This window comes from Streptomyces sp. C10-9-1 (assembly GCF_024497955.1).
In the GTDB taxonomy this organism is placed as follows: Bacteria; Actinomycetota; Actinomycetes; order Streptomycetales; family Streptomycetaceae; genus Streptomyces; species Streptomyces sanyensis.
In genome coordinates this window covers 130,595-151,782 of the sequence record NZ_JANHKP010000005.1, presented here as the reverse complement: position 1 = coordinate 151,782, position 21,188 = coordinate 130,595, and the positions used below count along the sequence as shown (strand labels likewise).

13 protein-coding genes are annotated in these 21,188 nt (G+C 77.5%); 6 read left to right on the top strand and 7 right to left on the bottom strand.

Features of this window, described 5'->3' with window-relative positions; genetic code table 11:
* Positions 1-83: 83 nt before the first annotated feature.
* From NPS70_RS08790 to NPS70_RS08775, 4 genes are all read right to left on the bottom strand, one after another.
* Positions 84-4,577, bottom strand: a complete 4,494-nt coding sequence (locus tag NPS70_RS08790; RefSeq protein ID WP_256523514.1) for an AAA family ATPase — start codon at positions 4,575-4,577, stop codon at positions 84-86.
* Complete coding sequence (locus NPS70_RS08785) at positions 4,574-5,707, bottom strand: effector-associated domain EAD1-containing protein (protein ID WP_256523513.1); 1,134 nt, start codon at positions 5,705-5,707, stop codon at positions 4,574-4,576. Before NPS70_RS08785 ends, NPS70_RS08790 begins: the two co-directional genes overlap by 4 nt.
* Positions 5,708-5,711: 4 nt before the next feature.
* A complete protein-coding gene (locus NPS70_RS08780) occupies positions 5,712-6,812 on the bottom strand; it encodes a trypsin-like peptidase domain-containing protein (protein WP_256523512.1) in 1,101 nt (366 codons plus the stop codon).
* A 222-nt stretch (positions 6,813-7,034) separates the two neighbouring features.
* Positions 7,035-8,426, bottom strand: coding sequence for an MFS transporter (locus NPS70_RS08775; protein WP_256523511.1), 1,392 nt, complete (start codon positions 8,424-8,426; stop codon positions 7,035-7,037).
* A 309-nt stretch (positions 8,427-8,735) separates the two neighbouring features.
* Here NPS70_RS08775 and NPS70_RS08770 point away from each other — a divergent pair, with 309 nt between their 5' ends.
* From NPS70_RS08770 to NPS70_RS08760, 3 genes are all read left to right on the top strand, one after another.
* The gene (locus NPS70_RS08770; protein ID WP_256523510.1) at positions 8,736-9,491 is read left to right on the top strand and encodes a hypothetical protein; all 756 of its coding nucleotides are present in this window, start codon (positions 8,736-8,738) and stop codon (positions 9,489-9,491) included.
* 125 nt (positions 9,492-9,616) lie between these two features.
* Positions 9,617-11,722, top strand: coding sequence for a SpoIIE family protein phosphatase (locus NPS70_RS08765; protein WP_256523509.1), 2,106 nt, complete (start codon positions 9,617-9,619; stop codon positions 11,720-11,722).
* A 420-nt stretch (positions 11,723-12,142) separates the two neighbouring features.
* The gene (locus NPS70_RS08760) at positions 12,143-14,557 is read left to right on the top strand and encodes a SpoIIE family protein phosphatase (RefSeq protein ID WP_374211967.1); all 2,415 of its coding nucleotides are present in this window, start codon (positions 12,143-12,145) and stop codon (positions 14,555-14,557) included.
* A gap of 26 nt (positions 14,558-14,583) precedes the next feature.
* Here the strand turns inward: NPS70_RS08760 and NPS70_RS08755 are convergent, their stop codons facing one another.
* The 3 genes from NPS70_RS08755 to NPS70_RS08745 form a co-directional block, all read right to left on the bottom strand.
* Positions 14,584-15,573, bottom strand: a complete 990-nt coding sequence (locus NPS70_RS08755; RefSeq protein ID WP_256523508.1) for an NAD-dependent epimerase/dehydratase family protein — start codon at positions 15,571-15,573, stop codon at positions 14,584-14,586.
* A gap of 105 nt (positions 15,574-15,678) precedes the next feature.
* Complete coding sequence (locus NPS70_RS08750; protein WP_256523507.1) at positions 15,679-16,224, bottom strand: hemerythrin domain-containing protein; 546 nt, start codon at positions 16,222-16,224, stop codon at positions 15,679-15,681.
* A gap of 193 nt (positions 16,225-16,417) precedes the next feature.
* On the bottom strand, positions 16,418-17,218 hold the full coding sequence (locus tag NPS70_RS08745; RefSeq protein WP_256523506.1) for a VOC family protein: 801 nt from the start codon (positions 17,216-17,218) through the stop codon (positions 16,418-16,420).
* Positions 17,219-17,392: 174 nt separating this feature from the next.
* On the opposite strand from NPS70_RS08745, the gene NPS70_RS08740 reads away from it, so the two are divergent.
* From NPS70_RS08740 to NPS70_RS08730, 3 genes are all read left to right on the top strand, one after another.
* Complete coding sequence (locus NPS70_RS08740) at positions 17,393-17,983, top strand: alpha/beta hydrolase (protein WP_256523505.1); 591 nt, start codon at positions 17,393-17,395, stop codon at positions 17,981-17,983.
* 315 nt (positions 17,984-18,298) lie between these two features.
* Positions 18,299-19,984 carry an enoyl-CoA hydratase-related protein gene (locus tag NPS70_RS08735; RefSeq protein ID WP_256523504.1) on the top strand — a complete coding sequence of 562 codons (1,686 nt, stop codon included), beginning with the start codon at positions 18,299-18,301 and terminating at the stop codon, positions 19,982-19,984.
* A gap of 56 nt (positions 19,985-20,040) precedes the next feature.
* Positions 20,041-21,123: a hydrogenase expression protein HypE gene (locus NPS70_RS08730; RefSeq protein WP_256523503.1), complete on the top strand. Its 1,083-nt coding sequence runs from the start codon at positions 20,041-20,043 to the stop codon at positions 21,121-21,123.
* Positions 21,124-21,188: the final 65 nt, after the last annotated feature.

Here is a 21,188-nt window from a genome sequence, read left to right as displayed (position 1 = left end):
CACCGGCGCGGTGCGGGCCGCCCCACCGCCGCATCGCGGGTGCCGCGGGCCGCCCCGCGACGCGGCGGCCGACGGAGCGCTGTTCACCCCCCAGGGGGCCACGCCGCCGGTGCGGCCGCGGCGGCGAGCACCAGTTCGGTCACGGGAGGCGCCCCCTCCCGTTCCACCACGACGCGGTACAGGCCGGAGGACACCAGTACCACCGACCCCTCCAGTCCGCCCTCCGTTCCGCGCAGCCGCGGGGTGACCACGGTCCGCCCCGTCGCCGCGTCCTGCACCGCGCACCGGATCCCGCGCAGTGCCGCGGGCCCGGTCACCCTGAGCGTCCAGGGCCGGCCGGGAGCGACGCGCTCCGGCACCCGCAGCCCGACGGCCGGCCCGGTGCCCGGCAGGCCGATCGCCGCCAGTACCCCGTCGGTGCGGGCGGCACCGGGCGGTGCGACATCCCGTGACGTCGCCACCACCCCTCCCACCTCGGCCGGGTCGACCGGGACCCCGGGGGTCTCGGTGAGCACCCGGGCCACGTACCGCAGCGCCACCGGGTGCGTGTGCAGTGCACCGTGACGTGCCGTCACATAGCACTGCTCCACGGGGGACCCCTCCCAGGCGGCGGCGTCCCGGGGCACCAGCCCGTCCCCGCCGCGGTCCCATCGCGCCGCCGCCCCCGCCGGATCCCGCGTCACGGAACCGTCCGGCCGGGTCCGCAGGGTGTCCTCCAGGGCCAGCACCCGGCCCGCGGCGAGGAGCAGGCTCTGCACCGTCGGCTGGCCCGTGCCCGCCACGCCCCGGTGGTCGGGGCGCCGCACACCCGCCCCCGCGGCACGCGGGGCCAGGGCGGCGGCGGCCAGGTCCGCGTCGGCGCCCGCGGCCGCCAGATCCGCCGCGGTCAGCGCCGTCAGGCGTCCGTCGCGCTCCACGCACGCCGTCCTCGGCAGCAGGTCGTACAGCCCGGGCATGGTCAGCGCCGCGGCGTGGAACCGCTCGTGCCCGGGCGGCCCGTCGCCCCGGTCGCCGAGGAACGCCGCCACCGCCGGGGCGCCGTCGAACGGCGTCCCCAGGGTGACCAGCACCCGGGTGTCCCGGGCGAGGTCCGGATCGGCCTCCAGGGCGGCCCGGGCCACCAGCCCGCCCTGGGAGTGCGCGACGAGCACCAGGCGCGGTGGGCGTCTCTCCCCGGGCCCGGCCCCCGGGGCGCGCAGCGCCTCCGCCCGGGCCCGCCACCGCCGCAGGTGCCGCCGCGCGGCCCCGGCGAGCAGGCGGCCGGAGCGCTCGACCGCGAGACGCCAGTCGTAGGGGAACTCCAGCACGGCATCGGGGTGGACCACCCGCTCGCGGACGGCGCCCAGCAGCGGGCCGTAGGGCTCGCACCCGCCGATGCGGGGAGCCCAGACGGGGGAGCCGACCAGCCCCGCCGCCACCGTGCGGGACGCCCCCGCACGCTCCTCGTCGGCGACCCGCAGCGCCTCGGCGGCGGTCCCGTCGCACCAGTCGCGCACCAGCCCGGAGGGCTGCCCGCCCCAGAGGAGGCGGCCGGTCTCCCGCTCCCGGAGCACGCTGCCCAGCAGGCCCGGCACGACCACCACGGCGTCCCAGGTGACGGAGGGCCCCGGACGCCCGGAAGAGGGCAGGGGCGAGGCCCGGTCCGCCTCGTGCCGGTACGCGTCCACCAGGGCGTCGTTCCAGACGTCGCGCCGCGTGTCGCCCGCGCCCAGAATGGCCGAGACACGTGCCCCCTGCTCCAGGGAGTTGCCGCTCCCCGGCCAGCGCCGGCCCTCCCCGGGAGCGCCGTCCGGCTCCGGCCCGCCGCCGGGTGCCCCGCCCCGCTCCCGGCCGCGGTCCCCGTCCCCGCCGGGGCCGCCCGGGTCGCTGCCGGGGGAGCCGGGCACGTCGTGCGCGGTCAGCCGCAGGGACAGCTGCCGCCCCATGGGGCCCTCGAAGTCCACCCCGAGCACCCGCACCGCGAGGGCCACCAGCCGGGGCAGCCGGTCGCCGAGTTCGGCCGCCAGGTCCCGCAGCAGCGAGGGATGGCGCTCCAGGGTGCGGTCGCCCGCCGCGGCCACGCCGGCCACCAGCTCCCCGCGCACCTCCTCAGCGGCCGGGGAGGAGGCGCTGCCGCCCCGCCGGTGGAGCCGCAGCGAGGCCGTCAGCGCCCGGAGCGCCAGCACGCGGTCGCCCTGCTGCTCCGCCGCCCGCCGCACCCGCCGCAGCAGTGCGTGCGCCGCCCCGAAGTCGCCCAGGTCCTCCTCGGCACGGGCCCCGAGCAGGGCGATCTCCCCGGTGAGGGCCGGGTCCCGGGCCGCCGCCGCGTCAAGGGCGGCCCCCACCGAGGCCCGGACCTCCCGGGCCCGGCCCAGCGCCGCCAGCGCCCGCAGTCGCAGGACCGCCAGCTCCGGACGGTGCCCGATCACCCCGGGCCGCTCCGACACCAGCGCCAGGGCCTGCTCGGGGCGCCCGTCGCCGAGCAGCGCCTGGGCCTCCCGGGCAGCCTGACGGGCCCAGGTCACCTCGTCGGCCCGCTCCCGCAGGGCTGCCGGGACGGTGATGCCGAGCCGGTCGGACAGGTAGACCCTCGACCGCTCCGGCAGCTCGTCGAGGGCGGAGTCCAGCAGCGGCCCCGCCTCGTCCAGCCAGCGGCCGTCCAGGACCGCGGCCTCCTGCTCCAGCGCGAGGCGGTGGTAGAGCTCCTCGGCCCGCAGCTCCACCGCCCGGTCCGGCCGGCGCTCCTGCGCGGCCGCGTAGTACTCCACCGCGAGCCGGTCGATCTCCCGCACCTGCGCGGCCGAGTCCCGGCGCAGCAGGGGCAGCATGGCGCCGCGCACGTCGTGGCGCTGCACCACGGCGCCGCCGTCCGGAGCCGGCTCCACCAGCGAGGCCTCGGCCTTCAGCGCCGCGAACAGGTCCTCTGCCCGTCCCCAGTCCACCGGTCCCAGGCCGCAGGGCCCGGCCAGCACCTTCCGGATGACCTCCGGGGTGACCCGGCGGACCGCCAGGCCGGGGTTGGCGATGCGCCGCAGGTCCTCCCCGTCGAGGTGGTCGAGGATCCGCCGGTAGAGCATGCCCTGCAACTGCTCCGCCCCGGTGGCCTCGGTCAGCTCCCGGCGCGCCGCGGCATCCGTCAGCCCCTCCGGCCCGAGGCGCCGGACGAGTTCGGCGGTCAGCTTCAGGCTCAGCGGGTTGGTGCCGTACAGCGTCACCACCGAGGACAGGAACGCCTCGTCCACCGGCACCGCCGGGGAGCCGATGTGCTCGCGCAGGAAGCCCAGCGCCAACGCGGGCTCGAAGCCGCTCAGCGTCAGGCGCCGGGTCCGCCGTGAGGCGTCGTCGAGCGGCGCGCGGCCCGCCAGCACGACGCGGACCTGCGGGCAGGCGTCCTGGAGGGCGTCGAGGAAGTGCGTCAGGCGCGCCATCGCCGTCGCCCCGTGCCGCTGGGCGATCTCCAGCGTGTCCAGGACCAGCAGCACGGGGCCCGGCCCCTGCGCCTCCGGCGGCGCTGCGGCGGCCACCAGCCGTGCGAACCGCTCCACCAGCCGGCGCTCGTCGCGGTCGTGGCCCCCGCGCCGCCCCGACAGCGTCCGCGAGCTCTCGTCCTCGGCGGTCCGGTCGGCGAGCAGGGTGCGGTGGGCGAGGACGGCGACGGCCCGCGCCTCGGCGGCGACGGCGGGACGCAGCACGCCCAGCTGGCGCGCCGCCTCGGCGAGCAGGGTCAGCGGCTGCTGCGGGAGCAGGTCGGCGCGGTCGAACGACAGGTAGGCGAACGGGAGCCGCACCGTCGGCCCCGGACCGACGTGGTCGAGCACGAAGCGCGCGACCAGGCTCGACTTCCCGATACCGCCCGGGCCGTGGACCATCAGGCGCGAGGACCGGTCCGTGCCCGAGCCCCCGGGCGCCCCCGCCGCCGGGACGCGCGCGTGCGCGGCCAGGGCCCGGAGCTCGCGGCGCCTGCCGACGAACCCCTCGCCGGCCAGCGCCGAGAGCGGCTGGACCAGGCGGGCGACCTCGATCCGCGCACGCACCCCGCCGGTGTCCGGGAGCACCCGCCCGTGCAGCGCCAGCGCCTCCCGGGCGCGCGGTGCCCCGGCGAACCAGCCGGTCACGGTCAGGGCCGCATGGAGTTCCGCCAGGCCGTCACCGCCCCCGTCCGGCAGGTCGCCCGCCAGCAGCCGCCCGGCCCAGGCGCGCGCGGGGTCGGACGGGTCCTCGGGGGCCCGGCTCAGCGCCTCGCGCATCCGCCGGGGCGTCCTCAGCCGCTCCAGCGCGGCCGCGCGCACCTCGGCGCGCAGCCGCAGGCGCCGGCCCGCTCGGGTGCTGACCCGGTCGCAGTCGTGGCGGAGCAACGCACGGAGTGCGCTGCTGAGTTCGCCCGGCCCCCCGGCCGCGGCGCCGTGGGCGACCCGCTCGGGCGCCGCCTCGTCGAAGGAGCCGAGCAGGCACAGGGCCTCCCGCAGCGACCAGCGGGCCGGAGTGGGGGCCTCCTTCCCGGGCTCGCCGGGCGCGCCGCGCGCCGTCCGCTGTGTGCCGCCGGGGCCGCCGAGCAGGGCCCGGACATCCGCTGCCGTCAGTGCGCGGGGCTCACTCACGGCGCTCCCCCTTCCCGGGTTGCCGGGGCGGGCAGATGGGACAGCAGCAGCCGGGCGTGCGCCGCGGCGGCCCGGGACACCCGCCCGATGGGCAGGGCGCCCCTCCGGTCCCCTTCCCCCACCGACTCCTCTTCCCCCATGGACTCCTCCAGAACCCGCTCCACGAACAGGTCGACCGCTTCGCCGTCCGGCCGGTACCCCCGGGACGCGGCGACGCGGTCGAAGAAGTCGCGCAGGTCGTCCACCCCCGGGTGCCCCAGCCTCTCGTGCAGTACGGACTGCGCCAGCTGCGCCGGCAGTTCCCGCTCGTAGCCGATCAGCACCACACGCATCCGCCCGCCCGCCTCCCGCCGCTCCGCCGCCAGGGCCAGGCCCTCGATCATCCGCAGGGCCGAGGGGGTCAGGTAGTGGGCGTCCAGTCCGTCGAAGACGAACCAGGGCTCGTCGGCGCAGCCGCGGATGCGGCCCTTGAACCTGCTGAGCAGGTTCCGGGCGCTGGTGTCCTCCGCCTCGTGCGGGTCCACCGCGGCCCGCTCCCAGCCCAGCTGGTCGGTGATCTCGCCCATCACGTCGGCGGGCCCGGCCGGGGTGCCCTCCCAGGCGTCCAGGTCGATGAGGTACGAGCTGCCCCGGCCCAGCTCCCCGAGGACGTGCACGATCAGGTCCCAGGTCCAGGACTTCCCGGTGAACCGGTCGCCGCTGACCACCAGGACCCTGCTGCCGTTGTCGTGGAGCAGTTCCCGCAGGTGCCCCCGCAGCGCGTTGCGGTCGAGGAACGCCTTGGGCACGGTGCGGTCGATGAACCGGACCTGGCACGGGTCCACGCCGCCTGCGGGCTGTTCGCGGTGCAGCAGCTCCCTGAGCAGCGGGTGGTGGACGCGGCTGGACGGGTCGTCGGCGACCCGCAGCAGCAGCCCCCGCAGCAGCCCCTCGGCGGCCGCCGCCTCCAGCACGTCCGGCCAGAGGTCGTCCGCGGGGCGGTCCCAGTGGAACCGGGCGAGCCGCAGCCCGCCCTCCTGGACCAGCCGCTTGATCGGACCCGTCTCCGGGAAGAGGTCCGTCAGCGCCTTCAGCAGGGCCACCGTGTCCGCGTCCCAGCGCGCGAAGGCGCGTGCGTCGAGGTTCAGCACGCTCTCACGTCCACCCGGCCCGCTCCAGTCCGGCTGCGATCCGGTCGATGCGCACCCCCTGGTTGACGTACTCCGGCGGCGCCCCCTGGGGGCTGACGCGCACCCAGCGCTGGTGCAGCGCCACGGGCCGCCAGTGCCGGTCGAAGACGGGGGAGCCCGACGAGCCGTGGTCGGTGTCGGTCCAGTAGCGCACCACGGAGTCGTCCGCGTACCGGACCACGTTGTGGTGCGCGGCGAGCTTCTTCACCCCGCCGTGCGGGTGCTGCACGATGTAGACGCGGTCCCCGCGCGCCACCGGCACGCTGCGCGGGAGGTCCACCACCGCCGCTTCCTCCGGCACCGGCTCCGCCGTCCGCACCACCGCCCAGTCCTCCTCCGCGTCGCCGGCGACCGAGTCGGTGAGGCAGCGGACGGGGACATGGGCGCGCACACGCCCCTCCGCGTCGTTCTCGTACCCGAACCACGCTTCGGCCGCGACGGCCCGCCCGCCCCCGCGGGCCGGCGCGTCGAAGAGCACGTGATGGCTGGTCAGCAGGGTGTCCTCGGCGATCCTGAAGGCCGTCGCGTGGTAGGTGGAGCCGTCCGCGAAGGACACCAGCAGGCGGGCCACGGACGAGGCGACCTCCACACCGCGCCGCAGGAAGGACACGTCCAGGTAGGAGGCGGTGCGCAGGATCTGGCGCTCGGCGGCGTCCGGGGCCTGTGCCGTCAGGGCCTCCGGGTCCTGCGCGGGCGGGGCGGCCTCCACCACGGGCCGGGACCGCAGCAGCTCGCCCACGCGCCGGGCCAGGGCCGCGTCCGGGCCCGCGGTGACACGCTCCAGCAGCGCCCGGAGGCGGTCCTGCCGGCGGGCGGTCTCGATCAGCTCGTGCCACACCGCGTCCATGGGGCGGCCCCAGTGGAGGGAGGCAGGCCGGATCCCGGCCTCCTGGGCGAGGGCGACGACCGGCTCCTCGCGGAAGTGGACGGAGGCCAGCAGGTCCCTCAGTTCGCGGGAGGCGGGGTCCTGCCAGTCGAAGGGGAACCGGTCCACGAAGTGGACCGCATCGTCCTCCGCCCCGGGCCCCGTGCCCGCCGCCCCCGCCACCGTGCCCTCCCGGCGCATCACGCCACCCCCCGCTCGCACCCGGACAGGACCGCGCGCCCGGCCCCGTGCGCAGGATCATCCCAGCCACCCGCCCCCGGGGGACGGGAATCGGCCAGGGCCGGCACCGGCCCCGGCCGCGCCGCGGCCGGGAACGCGGCCCGCCCGGCACCGGCGGGTGACCGGGCGCGGCCCCTGCGGCCGCTCCGACGGCGGGGCCGCGCCCGGTCCGTCCGGCCCGGCTCAGGACGCCCGGCCCGTGCCGCCGGGCACCGCGGGGCCCGCGTCCCCGGCAGCCGCCCGGTCCGCCTCCCCGGGCACCGCGGTCCCGCCCGCGCCGCGGGGGCGTACCCCGAGGACCAGCGCCACCAGCAGGTACGGCACGACGAGCAGGGCGAACACCGGGCCGTGGCCGGCCTGGGAGGACAGTGCCGCGTAGGCACCGAAGACCCCCAGCGTCGCGCCCTCCTTGCCCAGGCCCGCGAGGGAGGTGATCGTCGCACGCCCCGGGCCGCTGACGGCCGCCTGGAGCCGGGCGTCGGCCACCACGTCCACCAGCTGGAACACCAGGAAGCCCGCCGCCACCCCCACGAACCCGGCGGGGCGGCCCCACAGCGCGCCCGCGGCCGTGGCCAGCGCGCCCGCGGCCAGCAGCGCCCCCAGGGCCCGCGGGCCCAGGCTCATGGCCGGCCCCACCAGCAGCGCGCCGGCGGTCACGCCCGTCCACACCAGCAGGACCAGCAGCGGGACGGCCGCGGGAGGCGCGCCGGTAGCCGAGGCCAGCAGCGGGACGTACTCGTCCAGGGCGCCCCAGACCGCCGTCACCGCGACGACCAGCAGCAGGGCCCGGCGGACCCGGGGCGTCCCGCGCACCTCGGCGGCACCCGAGCGGAGCACGGCGACGGCCCGCAGCCCCCGGGCCGTCGCCGCCGCGCCGGTGGTGCACCCGCCGCCCGGCCCCGGGGCGCCCGCGGGACGGGCCGTTCCCGGCCCCTCCCCGGCGGGCGCCGGGAGCGGCGCACCGCCGGAGCGGTCCGCCCCGCCCTCCGGCGCCCGGTGCTCCGGCAGCGCGGCGCCCGCGACCGCGCACAGCAGACAGGCGGCGACGCTCGCCGCCGCCACCGCGGGCATGCCCCACAAACCCGCCACCGGTGCGGCCGCGGCCGTCGCCGCGGCGGTGGCGGCCATGCTCCAGGCCGAGGCGCGGCCCATGGCACGGGCGTAGCGCGTGCCGGCGCCCAGCCGGGACAGTTCCTCGAAGGCCAGCGCCTCGTAGGCGCCCGAGCGCAGCGCCCCGCCCACGCCCCACAGGACGAATCCGCCGGCGAAGGCGGCGTAGGAGGGCAGCAGCGCCCACAGGGCGAAGCCGGTGGCCGTCAGCAGCGGCCCCAGCACCAGCAGCAGACGGCGCGAGACCAGGTCCGCCCACACCCCGGAGGGGACCTCCACCACCAGCGCGGTCAGCGACCACAGGGCGAACAGCGAGGACATCTCGGCCGTGGACAGGCCGTGTTCGGCGAAGAGCAGTGCGTACAGCGGGTACAGCAGGACGAAGTCCTCCAGCCCCGCGTAGAGGGAGAGCCGCCGCTCCAGCCGACGGACGGCGGCAGGAGGGCGCGACGAAACGGTGAGCATGGACGAGGTCCTTCTTGACGACGGGCAGCGGACGCCGGGAGCTCACCCGTGCGGCGGTCCGCGGGAGGCCGTCGAAGGACCAGGGGCCGTGGATCAATGTCGTCGTCGCATGGGCCCGATGCTACTGCGCCCGGGCCCGCGGTCACAGGGGATTTCGGGGCCCACCCGCACGGTCCCCGGCGTTGGCGCATACGGGCGCGCCCGTATGCGCCCCTAGGAGTGAGCCGCCCGCGCAGGCGACCGGCCACCCGCACCTGCGGGTACGCATCGCCCGCACCCCTCGTCCACGACCGCGGAGGACACCGCCCCATGCCCGTCTGCCTCGCCGCATCACGGCTGCTGGCCCCCACCGTGTGCGCCGCCCTGCTGCTCGCGGGCTGCGCCTCCTCCTCCGCGCCACCGCCCCGTCCCCTGTCCGGGCCGCCCGGCGCCCCCGCCTCCCCCTCTCCCGCCTCCCCGGCCCCCGCCCCGCGCGGCCTGCCCGGCGTCGGTCCCGAGACCGGCGCCGCCCTGACCGACGGCACCCTCCAGGCCCTGGTCGTCACCGGCGCCACCCGCGACACCCACACGGCCGAGGCGGTCCTCTACGAGCGCGCCGACGCCGACGCCCCCTGGACCCGTGTGCTCGGCCCCTGGCCCGCGCACAACGCCCTGCGGGGCTGGACGCCCGACCACACCGAGGGCGATCTGCGCACCCCCGTCGGGGTCTTCGGCCTCGGCGACGCGGGCGGCCGGCTGCCCGATCCCGGCACCCTGCTGCCCTACGACCAGGACGAGGACTTCGACGTCTCCGGCGAGGGGTTCCTCGGCGAGCCGCTGGAGGGCTCCTTCGACTACGTGGTCGCCATCGACTACAACCGCGTCCCCGGCACGACCCCGCTGGACACCGAGAGGCCGCTGGGCGAGGAGAGGGGCGGCGGCGTGTGGATCCACGTCGACCACCAGGGCCCCACCCAGGCGTGCATCTCCCTGGCCCTGGAGCACATGCGCGAGCTGCTGCGGGCCCTGGACCCGGCCGGGCTCCCGGTGATCGTCATGGGCCCGGAGGCCGACCTGCGCCGCTGATCCCCGCGACCCGCCGCCGCGCGGACTGGTTGAGCCTCCCCGGGGCGGGGCGCATGCTGGGAAACGGGCCGCGACCGGCCCCGGGCGAGGGCGCTCCCGGCGGCGAAGGGCGAAAGGTGGCTCCGATGGACGGACCGGGAAGCGGTCTCACCGGCGACCCGGCGGGCGGCGCCGCCGACGCCGCCGCGCTGCCCCGCTCGATCCTGGAGCAGCTGCCCGTGCCCGTCTCCTACTTCGACCGGGGCTGCCGCCTGGTCACCGCCAACCCCGCCGCCCTGCGGGTGGTGGACCGGGAACTCGCCGACCTCGTGGGCCTGACCCCCGGCGAGATGGGCCCCGAGGTCGTCGGCGGCGCGGGCGGGGGCCTCCAGGCCGCCATGCTGCAGGTGATGGAGTCCGGCGAGACCCTCTCCTTCGAGACCTACCTGGGGCGCAACGGCGCCGGCGAGCGCGTGTGGGTCGCCGTGCTCTCCCCGGTCTCCGACGACACGGGGCGCGTCCACGGCTGCTCGGTGGTGACCCTGGACACCACCGAGCAGTACCGCGCACGCCAGCGCCTGACCGCGCTCGACGAGGCGAGCGTCCGCATCGGCACCACCCTGGACGTCGGCCGGACGGCGGAGGAGCTGGCCGAGCTGGCGACCGAGAGCTTCGCCGACTTCGTCACCGTCGACCTGCTCGCGCCGGTCCTCGCGGGGGAGGAGCCGCGGCCACCCGCCCCGGGCTCCGCCCTCGTCTTCCGCAGGGTCGCGCAGGAGTCCGTGCTGCCGGGCTGCCCCGAGGCGGTCGTCACCCTCGGCGAGCACCACGAGCACGACCGCAACTCCGTCCTCGGCCGCATCCTGCTCCAGGGCGAGGCGCGCCGCTGGGACCTCGGCGAGGAGGCGCTGCGGCTGTGGGAGCAGACCGAGCCCGAGCGCTACGCCAGCATGCTCACCCACGGCATCCACGCCACCGTGGCGGCCCCGCTGACCGCCCGGGGCGTCACCCTCGGCGTGGCGGTCTTCTCCCGGCACCGCAACCCCGACCCCTTCGACGACGACGACGTCCTGCTCGCCGGGGACCTCGCCGCGCGCTCCGCCGTGGCGGTCGACAACGCCCGGCGCTACACCCGGGAGCACGCCACCGCCCTCGCCCTCCAGCGCAGCCTGCTGCCCCGCCGGGCGGCCCGCCAGCAGGCCGTCGACGTCGCCTCCCGCTACCTGCCCAACACCACCGGTGCGGGAATCGGCGGCGACTGGTTCGACGTGATCCCGCTCTCCGGGGCCCGGGTCGCCCTGGTCGTCGGCGACGTGGTCGGCCACGGGGTCCAGGCGTCCGCGACCATGGGGCGGCTGCGGACCGCGGTGCGGACCCTGGCGGACGTCGACCTCGCGCCCGACGAGCTGCTGACCCAGCTGGACGACCTCGTCCTGAAGCTGGACCGCGAGGAGGCCGTGGACGCCGAGGGCTCCTCGGTCGCCGGCGCCACCTGCCTCTACGTGACCTACGACCCCGTCAGCGGGCACTGCGCCCTGGCCCGGGCCGGGCACCCCGAGCCCGTGCTGGTGCGGCCCGACGGCACGACCTCCCCGGTCGCGCTGCCGGGCGGACCGCCGCTGGGCGTCGGGGGCCTGCCCTTCGAGTCGGTGGAGCTGGAGCTGCCCGAGCGCAGTCTGCTCGCCCTGTACACCGACGGCCTGCTCGAGGCGCCGGAACGGGAGAGGGACACGGCGCTGGAGCTGCTGTGCGACACCCTCGCCCGGCCCGCGGGATCGCTCGACGACACCTGCGACGCCGTGGTCAAGGCGCTGCTGCCGGAGCGCCCGGACGACGACGTGGCCCTCCTCCTCGCCCGCACGAACCGGCTCGGGGGCGACCGCCACGCCTCCTGGGAGCTCGCCTCCGACCCCTCGGTGGTCTCCCGGGCGCGCCACCTCGCCGCCGCCAAGCTGGAGGAATGGGGACTCGGGGACGCGGTGTTCACGACCGAACTCGTCGTCAGCGAACTGGTCACCAACGCCATCCGCTACGGTGGCTCGCCCATTCGGCTGCGGTTGATCCGGGACACCTCCCTGGTGTGCGAGGTGTCCGACGGCAGCAGCACCGCACCCCATCTGCGCCGGGCGCGGATCTACGACGAGGGCGGTCGCGGGCTGCTGCTCGTGGCCTCCCTGACCGAGTGCTGGGGAACGCGCTACGGCCCCACCGGCAAGACCATCTGGGCGGAGCAGGCGCTGCCGGGAGCCTGACCCGCCCCGCCGGGCCCGCCGCCCGCCGCCCCGGTCGGGCCCGGACCACGACACCCTGGCCGCGTGCCCGTCCCGGCCGGGTGCGCGCCGCGGCGGTGCTCCGAAGGCCCCCGGTCCGCGGCCGGGCACGGCGCTCCGCGCTCCGGCGCCGCCGGGTTCACCCTCGTGGGCGTACCGGAGCGGGCCGCCTGCGGCGGCGGGACCGGTGCTCCGCACACCGGAGGGCGCGGCCGGCGCGGGGCGCGCGGTCCCCGGCGGGGCGGACGCCGCCGCCCGCGCGGGCCCGGCCCGCCCGGCGCCGCCTGCGGGCCCGCCCGGGGAGCCGCTGCGGGCGACGCGGCGTGCCCGGGTGAGCCGCTGCCCCGCAGACCGCACCGGCACGGCTTGTGCGGTGGTGCGGACGGGGCGGATTCTGGGTGGGTGAAGCGCTCCGGGCCCGCACCGGCCGACCCCCGGCCCGCGGCGGGCGTGCGGACCGCGCGGGCCGCGCCGCCGGGCGCGGAGCCGCGCGACCCCGTCGCGCCCCCCGCGGCGGCCGCCCTCGTCCTGGACGCCCGGGGCCGCGTCATCGGCTGGAGCCCGGCCGCCGAGGACCTGCTCGGCCACACCGCCGCCGAGGCGGTGGGCCGCCCCGTCTCCGCCTTCCTCGACCCCCCGGGCGGGGAACCCGCCGCCGGGGAGGGCCGCACGCCGCGCGCGGCGCACCACCGCGACGGGCGCACCGTGCGGGTGGCCGCCACGGAGTTCCCGCTCAGCGGGCCGGGCCCCGCCTCCCGCGTCCTGCTGGTCGAGGAGTACCGGCAGCGGCGCCTGTCCCAGGCGCGCCTCGCCCTGCTCGACGGACTCGCGACGCAGTCGCCCCTGGGCCTCGCCGTCTACGACCGCGGGCTGCGCCTGGCGTGGGCCAACGCCGCGCACGACCGGGAGGTGGGGCGTCCGCTCGCCGACTACCGGGGCATGCACGCCGAGGACCTCTACCCCGACGGCGCCTTCCTCGGCTCCCGGGGCCCGCGCACCCTGACCGAGGCCATGCGGCGCGTCATCGACGACGGCGAGGTCTTCGTCGACCTCCACTTCCGCTCCCGGCTGCCGAGCGACCCCGACACCCACCGGGTCTGGTCCTGCTCCTACTACCGGCTCCAGGACGCCGAGGGCAGGGTGCTGGGCGTGTGCGAGGACGCCTTCGACATCACCCCCCGCTACGAGGCGCAGAACCGGCTCGCGCTGCTCGCCGAGGCGGGGCGGCGCATCGGCACCTCCCTGGACGTGGCCTCCACCGCCCGCGCGGTCGCGGACGTGGCCGTCCCCGGATTCGCCTCCACCGTCACCGTCGACCTCGACGGGGCCGTCCTCGCGGGCGGGGCGCCCGCACCGGGAGCCGGCGGAACGTGGGTACGCGTCGCCGCCCGCTCCGAGACGCCGTCCGCGGCGGCCTCCGCCGGCACCGGGCCCCCGCGCCGCGTCTCCTACCCCGAGGGCTCGCCGCAACGGCGCTGCCTGGCCTCGGGCGGCCACGTCCTCGCCGAGGACACCCTCGTGGTGCCGCTGCGCAGGGGCGGCACGCTGCTCGGCCTCGTCACCTTCCTGCGCTCCGGCAGCCTGCGGTTCTTCGACACCGACGCCGTCGGACTCGCCGACGAGCTCGCCTCGCGGGCGGCCCTCGGCATCGACAACGCGCGGCGCTTCACCGGCGAGCGCGCCGCCGCCCTGGCCCTCCAGCGCCAGCTGCTGCCGCAGCGGCTGCCGGACCAGTCGGCGGTCGACGTCGCCGGTCGCTACCTGCCCGCGGACGACGTCGCGGGCGTGGGCGGCGACTGGTTCGACGTGATCCCGCTCTCCGGCGCGCGGGTCGGGCTCGTCGTCGGCGACGTGGTCGGGCACGGCCTGCCGGCCGCGGCCACCATGGGGCGCCTGCGCACGGCCGTGGAGGCCCTCGCCACCCTGGACCTGGCACCCGACGAGGTGCTCACCCGGCTGGACGACCTGCTGGGCCGCGGGACCGGCGCGGGCGCGGGCGCGGCGGCCGACGTGCCGTACCCGGACGTCACCACGGGGGCGACGTGCCTGTACGCCGTCTACGACCCCGTGTCGCGGCGCTGCACCATGGCCCGCGCCGGTCACCTGCCGCCGGTGATCGTCCACCGGGACGGTTCCTACCGCTTCCCCGACCTGCCGGCCGGCCCCCCGCTGGGCCTGGGCGGCCTGCCGTTCGAGGCCGCCTCCTTCGAGCTTCCGGCCGGCAGCCTCCTCGCGCTGTTCACCGACGGACTGGTCGAGGTCCGCGACCGCGACATCGAGCAGGGTCTGCGAGCCCTGGGCCGGGTCCTCGGCGACCCCTCGGCCGACCTGGGCGAACTCTGCGACCGGGCCCTGGACGAGCTGCGGCCCGGCGGCAGGACCGCCGACGACACGGCTCTGCTGCTGGTCCGCACCAGGGAGCTGGACGCCGGCCGGGTCGCCGTCTGGGACCTGCCCGCGGAGCCCGCCTCCGCCGGCCGTGCGCGCTCGCTGGTCACCGCCCGGCTCACCCGCTGGGGCCTCGCGGAACTGGCCCCCGCCTCCGCACTCGTGGTCAGCGAGCTGGTGACCAACGCCGTGCGCCACGCCGGGGGCCCCCTCCAGCTGCGCCTGATCCGGGACCGCGCCCTGCTGTGCGAGGTCGCGGACACCACGCACACCTCCCCGCACCTGCGCCACAGCTCGGCCGAGGACGAGGGCGGCCGCGGGCTGCTGATCGTGGCCCGGCTCGTCGAGCGCTGGGGCACCCGCTACACGGCGTCCGGCAAGACCATCTGGACCGAGCAGCCGCTTCCGGCCCCGCCGTCCGCCCGCTGACCGGCACCCCGCCGGGGCGAGGCCCCTCAGCGGCCCAGTGCGGCCAGCAGCTCCCGCTCCCGGCCCGGGCTCAGGCCCGCCCGGCGCTCCCGGCCGAGCCCCTGGGCCCGCTCCCACCCCAGCGTGTCGGCGACGAGCTCCCCGCGGGGCCGGTGGCGCAGGCCCGCGGCGAGAGCGGCGGCACCGCTGCGGGCGGACCAGCCCTCCCAGCCCGGCTCGTCCAGCCACATCGTCATCGACTCCGGTCCCATGTACCCGGCGACCCCCTGCTCCCTGAGCCAGGCTGCGGGCGCGGGGACCACCGGCCCGGTGTGCCCGCCGACGCTCCGCGCGAGATCCAGCCACTCGCCGAAAGGCACCACCGGGCCCACGGCGTCGTACACCCCGGTGCGTCCGCCCTCGGCGGAGTCGAGGAGCCAGGCCGCCAGATCCCGCACGTCCACCACCTGGGTCGGTGACCGGGGCGCGTCGGGGACGAGGAGGGGCTCCCGGGGGCCGCGCGCGGCGCGTGCCACCCAGTGCCCGCAGCGGTCGCTCGGATCGCCCGGACCGCCGATCAGCCCGGACCGGGCGACCAGGAGCCTGTCGCCCACCGCCTCGGCGCACGCCTGCTCGCAGGCGACCTTCGCCTCCCCGTACAGCTCCCGCCCGACGCGGTCCCGCCCGGTGGCCGGGAGGAGCGCGCCGGACTCGTCGGCGCCGGGCTGGGCGTGCGAGGCGTAGGCGCTGCACGAGGAGACGTAGGTCCAGTGGGACGCCTGCGCGGCCAGGGCCTCCAGCGCCTCCCGGACGAAGGCCGGCTGCCAGGACACCTCCACCACCGCGTCCCAGCGCCTCGCGGCCAGGGCCGCGTAGGCACCCGGCACCCCCCGGTCCGCGCCGTGCAGGGTGGCGCCCTCGGCCACCGCGCCGCTCGCGCCGCGCGCGAGGCAGACCACCTCGTGCCCCCGGTCGACGGCCTGCCGGGAGATCTCGCGGCCCAGCCATGCCGTGCCGCCCAGTACCAGGATCCTCATGAGCGCAGCCAAGCACGCCCGCATGTCCGGGGCACGCCTGTTCGCCCGGGGCGGAGCGGGCCCCGGGGCCGGGTGCCGCCCCGGTTCCCCGGGCCCGCGGTCCGGTCAGTCGCGGACGTCCGGCTCCCCGCCCTCCGGGAGCGGGACGACGGCGCCCGCTCCGGCGCCCAGCAGCACACCCACCGGGCGGGGGACCGGCGACTGCCCGGGCCGCTCGCGGGAGGCGCGCACCCGCTCCCCGAGTTCCCCGAGGATCCGGGGCGGGCAGGACTCCGAGAGCAGCGGGAAGAGCCGGCCCGCGCGCTCCGAGGCCAGGCGCTCGGTGGCGGCCCCGAGCGAGGCGACCAGGGCCGTGAAGCGGGCGTCGGCGGGCGGGCAGCTCTCCAGCTCCCGGATCAGCCGGTCGGTCTCCGCGCGGTCGGCGAGCTCCTGGTCGGCCATGTCGTCGCCGTCGTCCACGAACCGGCGCACCGCCGGGAACAGGTACTCCTCCTCCGTCACGGCGTACCGCACCAGTTCGCCGGTGAGCCGGTCCGCGAGCCCGCGCAGGCGCTCGTCGCCGGGCGCGAGGCCGCCGATCCGGGTGAACAGGTCCTCGATTTCCCGCAGGTCGGCAGACAGCTCGTCGATCACGTCGCCACCGTGGCCCATGGAGAAGCTCCTTCTGTGTGTCAGGTCCGCCGTGCCGCCGTGTTCCACTGCGCCACGGCGGCAAGCGCCTGGTGCATGACTGCCACGGCGGCGGGGGCGGTTCACCTCGCCCGGCCGCTGCCACCCGAACAGGCTGAGCCCGCGCCCCCGCCCGCCGCGGGACGCGCCGGCCGCGGAGCGGGCCCGGGGCCCCTCAGCCGAACGCGGGCCGCTCCCCGTCCGCCGCCGCGAGGTCGATGACGGCGAACGCGGCGCCCTGCGGGTCGAGGAGGGCGGCGAACCGCCCGAAGGGCGTGGTGAGCGGCCCGAACACCATGCGTCCGCCCGCCTCCTCGGCCGCGGCGACGGCGGCGTCGCAGTCCTGCACGGCGAAGTACACCTGCACGTAGGACGGCACCTCCGGCGGGAAGGCGCCCTCGCCCATGGTCATGCGGCCGAGCACCGGGTCGCCCTCGCCGGGACCGTAGACGGCGAAGTCGACCTGCGGGTCCTGCATGACCCTCCGGGTGTACCCGAAGACCCCGGTGAAGAAGGCGTCCGACTGCTCCGGGGTGCGCGTGAAGACCTCGGCCCAGGCGTAGGCGCCCGGGACCTCCCGTGCCTCGAAGCCCCGGTGCGTGCCCGGCTGCCAGACGCCGAACAGCGCCCCGCCCGGGTCGGTGGCCAGGCACATCGAGCCGAACTCGCCGACCGCCATGGGGTCGAGGACCACGTGGCCCCCGTTGCGCCGGATGTCCTCGGCGGTCGCGGCCACGTCCGGGGACGCCAGGTACAGCGTCCACAGCGGCGGCGCCGCCGTGTCCTGGCCCTCCATCGGGGGCGCCAGCGCCGCGACGGCACGCCCGTCCGCGTAGGCCTGCGTGTAGCCCCCGTACTCCGGGGCGGGCTCGCCGAAGGTCCATCCCAGGACCCGGCCGTAGAACTCCTTGGCGGCCCGGAGGTCGGGGAAGGTCGCGTCGGCCCAGACCGGTGTTCCCTGTGCTGCTTCCGCCATGTGCTCTGCTCCTCGCTGTCCGGCGGCTCCATCGTCGTCACCCCTTGGTTCGGCCCGGGGCGGTGCTCTCTTGAGGCGCACCGCGTCGATGTCAGCCGCACGGCCCCGCCCCCGGGCGGCCGCGTGCGCGCCCCGCGCGCCGGGGGGCGGGCAGGTGTTTGTAGAGTGCGGCGCATGTGGCAGCGCACCTTCCTCATCCTGCACGGCGTCGAGAACCGCCGCCCCGAGGACCACTGGCAGCACGACCTCGCGCAGTGGCTGCGCGGCCGCGGCGAGCAGGTCTTCTACCCCCAGCTCCCGGACCCCGACCGGCCCTCGCCCGCCGCCTGGACGGAGGCCGTGGAGGCCGAACTGGGGATGATGCGGGGGGAGCGGGTCGTGGTGTGCCACAGCCTCGGCTGCCTCGCCTGGCTCCACCTCGCGGCCGGCCGCCCCGGCGGTCCGCCCGCCGACCGGCTGCTGCTCGTCGCACCGCCGGGCCCGTCGGCCTTCTCCTGGGACGCCATCGCGCCGTTCACCCCCGGTGTGCTGGACCTCGCCTCCCTCGGGCTCTCCGCCGCGCCGCCGCGCCTGGTGTGCTCCGACGACGACCCGTACGCGCCCGAGGGGGCGGCGGAGGCCTACGCGGGCCCGCTCGGCTGCGAGGTGGACCTGCTGCCGGGTGCCGGGCACCTCGCCGTGGCGGACGGGTACGGACCGTGGCCCTCGGTGCGCCGGTGGTGCCTCGACGCGACGCACCGCCTGACGGCCGACAGTCCGCTCTGAGCAGCGGCCCGGCAGGTCGCTCGGGGGAGGGCGTACGAACCGGCGGGTGGCCGGCCTGAGTGCGCCCGCCCGGGGGCGGCCGTCCCCGCAGCGCCGGGAGACGTGTCCCGTGCGGTCCTGGGGCGCCGGCGCTCCGGTCGCGCCGCCCCGGCGCGCAGCGGCCCCGGATTGCGGCACATGACGGAATACGGGCCTCCGTCGTCCACGAACGGGTGAACCGTCCGACGTGTGTCCCGCAGGCGGCGCGGCCCGTGCCCCACCATCGCGGTGGCCGGCCGGAGCCCTCCGGCCGGTTCCGCCGGAGCCGGAGGGGCCATGCGCATCCTGCTCGTCGCCAACGCCTACAACAGCCTCTCCCAGCGCGTCCACGCCGAGTTGCGCGACCGCGGGCACCGCACGGCCGTCGAGGTCGTCCGCGACGGTGCGGACATCGAGCGCGCCGTGCGGGACCACGGCCCCGAACTCGTCCTGGCGCCCATGCTGACCGTGCGCATCCCGCGCGCGGTGTGGAGCCGCCACCGCTGCCTGGTGGTGCACCCCGGACCCCCGGGCGACCGGGGCCCCTCCAGCCTCGACTGGGCCGTCCACGACCGCGCCCGCACCTGGGGCGCCACCGTGCTGGAGGCCTCCGGGGAGATGGACGCGGGGACGGTGTGGGCCTGGGCCCCGTGCCCGCTGCCCCCGCTGGCCAAGAGCGACCTCTACCGGGGCGAGGTGGCGGACGCGGCCGTCGCGGCCGTCCTCGCCGCCGTGGAGCGCGCGGCCTCCCCCTCCCACCGCCCCCTCCCGCGGCAGCCCTCGGGCCACCGCACCCGGCCCTACCTCCGCCAGGAGCGCCGGGCGATCGACTGGGCCGCCGACGGCACCGAGTCCGTGGTGCGGGCCCTGCGCGCCGCCGACTCCCGTCCCGGTGTGCTGGACAGCCTGCTGGGCGGCGAGTGGTACCTCCACGGGGGCCACCCGGAGGACACCCTCCGCGGCCGCCCGGGCGAGCTGCTCGCCACCCGCTGCGGTGCCGTCTGCCGGGCCACCCGCGACGGGGCCGTCTGGATCCCGCAGTTGCGGCCCAGGCGCCTGCCCGGCGGCCCCGCGGGCCTGAAGCTGCCCGCGGTGCTCGCCCTGGGTGACCGGCTGCCCCCGCTGCCGGAGGTGCCCGCGCCCCTGCGGCCGGGACCGGGCCGCACCTGGAGGGAGATCGCCTACCACGAGGACGGCCCCGTCGGACGGCTGGAGTTCTCGTTCGCCGGCGGCGCGATGGGCACCGGCCAGTGCCGCCGCCTGCTCGCCGCCTACCGCGCCGCCTGCGAACGGCCGACCGCGGTGCTGGTCCTGGGGGGCGGGCGGGACTTCTTCTCCAACGGCATCCACCTCGGCGTCATCGAGGCCGCGGCCGATCCCGCGGCGGCCTCCCGGGAGAACCTCGACGCCATGAACGACCTGGTCGAGGCGGTGCTGACCACCACCGACCGGCTGGTCGTGGCGGCTCTCGGCGGCAACGCGGCCGCCGGGGGAGTGATGCTCGCGCTGGCCGCCGACGAGGTCTGGTGCCGCTCCGGGGCCGTCCTGAACCCCCACTACCGCCGCATGGGCCTGTACGGCTCGGAGTACTGGACCTACTCCCTGCCGCGCCGGGTGGGCCCGGAGCGCGCCGAGCGCCTCACCGGCCGCGCCGAGCCGGTGACCGCCGCCGCGGCACGGGACATGGGCCTGGTGGACCAGGTGTTCGACTGCGGGCCGGGCGCCTTCCCCGCCCGGATCACCCGATCGGCCGCGCGCCTGGCCACCCTCCCGGCCACCCGGCGGCGCATCGTCGCGAAGAAGGCGGACCGCGAGGCGCAGGAGGCCGCGAAGCCCCTCGCCGCCTTCCGGGAAGAGGAGTCCGCCCGGATGAACCGCGTCTTCGACGACCCGCACGCCCCCTACCACGCACTGCGGAGGGCCTTCGTCCGGGGCGAGCGGCCGCCCGCCGCTGCGGTGGCCCGAGCGGAGGGCGGCTGTTAGCAAGAGAGATGACCAACCGCTGGAGGGGGGCGTCACAGCCGCGCCAGGAGGCGTCCATGCACGCTGAAACCACGACCACGACCGGAGCGGAGTCGTCGGCCTCCGCGGACGGGCAGCCGCCCGTCCACATCCTCTGGATCAACGCCGGCCTCAGCTGCGACGGTGACTCCGTCGCCCTGACCGCCGCCATGCAGCCCAGCATCGAGGAGATCGTCCTCGGTGCGCTGCCCGGCCTGCCGGAGGTGCAGGTCCACTGGCCCCTCATCGACTTCGAGTGCGGTCCGGTCGGCGGCGCCGACACCTTCATCGAGTGGTTCTTCAAGGCCGAGCGCGGCGAGATCGAACCGTTCGTCCTCGTCGTCGAGGGCTCGATCCCCAACGAGTCCATCAAGCCGGAGGGCTACTGGTGCGGCTTCGGCGACGACCCCGGCACCGGCCAGCCCATCACCACCAGCGAGTGGATCGACCGGCTCGCCCCCAAGGCCCTCGCCGTGGTCGCGATCGGCACCTGCGCCACCTACGGCGGCATCCACGCCATGTCCGGCAACCCGACCGGAGCGATGGGCGTGCCCGACTACCTCGGCTGGGACTGGAAGTCGCAGGCCGGCATCCCGATCGTGTGCGTGCCGGGCTGCCCGATCCAGCCCGACAACTTCGCCGAGACGCTCACCTACCTGCTCTACCAGGCCACCGGCGCCGCCCCGATGATCCCGCTGGACGACAAGCTGCGCCCCACCTGGCTGTTCGGCGCCACCGTCCACGAGGGCTGCGACCGCGCCGGGTACTACGAGCAGGGCCAGTTCGCCCACGCGTACGACTCCCCGCAGTGCCTGGTCAAACTCGGCTGCTGGGGCCCGGTCGTGAAGTGCAACGTCCCCAAGCGGGGCTGGATCAACGGCGTCGGAGGCTGCCCCAACGTCGGCGGCATCTGCATCGCCTGCACCATGCCCGGCTTCCCCGACAAGTTCATGCCGTTCATGGACGAGCCGCCCGGCGGCAAGGTCTCCAGCACGGCCAGCGGCGCCTACGGCGCGGTCATCCGGCGCCTGCGGTCCCTCACTGCGCGGACCGTCGACCAGGAGCCCAGGTGGCGCCACACCGGCGAACGCCTCACCACCGGCTACCGCCCCCCGTGGTGACCGCCCCCCGACGCACCCCGTCCCCCTCCCCCCACCCCGCCTCCTGACGAAGGGCACAGCGCACG